The organism is Stenotrophomonas sp. BR163 (genome assembly GCF_047520985.2).
In the GTDB taxonomy this organism is placed as follows: domain Bacteria; phylum Pseudomonadota; class Gammaproteobacteria; order Xanthomonadales; family Xanthomonadaceae; genus Stenotrophomonas; species Stenotrophomonas sepilia.
Window position 1 is genome coordinate 2501 of record NZ_JAXBRE020000059.1, and the last position, 2831, is coordinate 5331.

General features: G+C 53.9%; 2 rRNA genes (1 of these 2 cut by a window edge). Both read left to right on the forward strand.

Going from position 1 to position 2831, the window contains the following annotated elements:
- Positions 1–2586: ribosomal RNA gene (locus ACM0PY_RS21080) — 23S ribosomal RNA — on the forward strand (it extends 294 nt beyond the left edge of the window).
- Between the two features lie 126 nt (positions 2587–2712).
- Positions 2713–2827, forward strand: a 5S ribosomal RNA gene (gene rrf / locus ACM0PY_RS21085).
- The last annotated feature ends 4 nt before the right edge of the window (positions 2828–2831 follow it).

The following is a 2831-nucleotide window of genomic DNA, read 5'->3' on the forward strand; positions in this document are numbered from 1 at the left end:
TGGAAAGAGTGGCCATAGAAGGTGATAGCCCTGTATCTGAAAGGGCCATTTCAGTGAAGACGAGTAGGGCGGGGCACGTGAAACCCTGTCTGAACATGGGGGGACCATCCTCCAAGGCTAAATACTACTGACCGACCGATAGTGAACCAGTACCGTGAGGGAAAGGCGAAAAGAACCCCGGAGAGGGGAGTGAAATAGAACCTGAAACCGTGTGCGTACAAGCAGTAGGAGCTCCGCAAGGAGTGACTGCGTACCTTTTGTATAATGGGTCAGCGACTTACTGTTCGTGGCAAGCTTAACCGTATAGGGGAGGCGAAGGGAAACCGAGTCTGATAAGGGCGCATAGTCGCGGGCAGTAGACCCGAAACCGGGTGATCTAGTCATGCCCAGGGTGAAGGTGCGGTAACACGCACTGGAGGCCCGAACCCACTCCCGTTGCAAAGGTAGGGGATGAGGTGTGATTAGGAGTGAAAAGCTAATCGAACCCGGAGATAGCTGGTTCTCCTCGAAAGCTATTTAGGTAGCGCCTCATATGTATCCTCTCGGGGGTAGAGCACTGTTATGGCTAGGGGGTCATCGCGACTTACCAAACCATTGCAAACTCCGAATACCGAGACGGACTGTATGGGAGACACACGGCGGGTGCTAACGTCCGTCGTGAAAAGGGAAACAACCCAGACCCACAGCTAAGGTCCCAAATTTTGTGCTAAGTGGAAAACCATGTGGAAAGGCACAGACAGCCAGGAGGTTGGCTTAGAAGCAGCCACCCTTTAAAGAAAGCGTAATAGCTCACTGGTCGAGTCGGTCTGCGGGGAAGATTTAACGGGGCTAAGCACAGAACCGAAGCTTGGGGTGCATAACTTTGTTATGCGCGGTAGAGGAGCGTTCCGTAAGCCGTTGAAGGTGGATTGAGAAGTCTGCTGGAGGTATCGGAAGTGCGAATGCTGACATGAGTAACGATAATGCGGGTGAAAAACCCGCACGCCGAAAGCCCAAGGTTTCCTTGCGCAACGTTAATCGGCGCAGGGTGAGTCGGCCCCTAAGGCGAGGACGAAAGTCGTAGTCGATGGGAAGCAGGTTAATATTCCTGCACCTCGCGTAAGTGCGATGGAGGGACGGAGAAGGTTAGGTGTACCAGGCGTTGGTTGTCCTGGGGAAAGGCGGTAGGTTTGGATCTTTGGCAAATCCGGGATCCTTTAAGACCGAGCACCGAGACGAGCCTTTATGGCAAAGTCACTGATACCACGCTTCCAGGAAAAGCTCCTAAGCTTCAGCTTACGCAGACCGTACCGTAAACCGACACAGGTGGGTAGGATGAGAATTCTCAGGCGCTTGAGAGAACTCGGGTGAAGGAACTAGGCAACATGGCACCGTAACTTCGGGAGAAGGTGCACCCTTTTTGGTGGCTCGTGCGAGCTATAGCTGAAGAGGGTCGCAGTAACCAGGCCGCTGCGACTGTTTATCAAAAACACAGCACTCTGCAAACACGAAAGTGGACGTATAGGGTGTGACGCCTGCCCGGTGCTGGAAGGTTAATTGATGGGGTCAGCCGCAAGGCGAAGCTCTTGATCGAAGCCCCAGTAAACGGCGGCCGTAACTATAACGGTCCTAAGGTAGCGAAATTCCTTGTCGGGTAAGTTCCGACCTGCACGAATGGCGTAACGACAGCGGCGCTGTCTCCACCCGAGACTCAGTGAAATTGAAATCGCTGTGAAGATGCAGCGTTCCCGTGGCAAGACGGAAAGACCCCGTGAACCTTTACTATAGCTTTACACTGAACGTTGAGTTCGTCTGTGTAGGATAGGTGGGAGGCTATGAAACCATGGCGCTAGCTGTGGTGGAGCCATCCTTGAAATACCACCCTGTCGTGCTTGACGTTCTAACCTGGGCCCATTATCTGGGTCGGGGACCGTGTATGGTGGGTAGTTTGACTGGGGCGGTCTCCTCCTAAAGAGTAACGGAGGAGCTCGAAGGTACGCTCAGCGCGGTCGGACATCGCGCACTGTGTGCAAAGGCATAAGCGTGCTTGACTGCAAGATCGACGGATCAAGCAGGTAGGAAACTAGGACTTAGTGATCCGGTGGTTCTGTATGGAAGGGCCATCGCTCAACGGATAAAAGGTACTCCGGGGATAACAGGCTGATACCGCCCAAGAGTTCATATCGACGGCGGTGTTTGGCACCTCGATGTCGGCTCATCACATCCTGGGGCTGTAGTCGGTCCCAAGGGTATGGCTGTTCGCCATTTAAAGTGGTACGCGAGCTGGGTTCAGAACGTCGTGAGACAGTTCGGTCCCTATCTGCCATGGGCGTTGGAGATTTGAGAGGGGCTGCTCCTAGTACGAGAGGACCGGAGTGGACGAACCTCTGGTGTTCCGGTTGTCACGCCAGTGGCATTGCCGGGTAGCTATGTTCGGAAGCGATAACCGCTGAAAGCATCTAAGCGGGAAGCGCGCCTCAAGATGAGATCTCCCGGGGCACAAGCCCCCTGAAGGAACCATGTAGACTACGTGGTTGATAGGTCAGGTGTGTAAGTACAGCAATGTATTGAGCTAACTGATACTAATGATCCGTGCGGCTTGACCATATAACCTCAAGTTGCCTTGGCTTTACGACAACGTCGTAAGAGCATCCAAGTGCACGCTACGTCACAAGAACTATGCGAGGCTGGCGCCTTGTCCCACAGGGACGAGTGCGACACTCCAAAAGCCTCCCTGGTGAAATTAGCGCTGTGGAACCACCCGATCCCATCCCGAACTCGGAAGTGAAACGCAGCTGCGCCGATGGTAGTGTGGCTCAAGCCATGCGAGAGTAGGTCATCGCCAGGGTTTA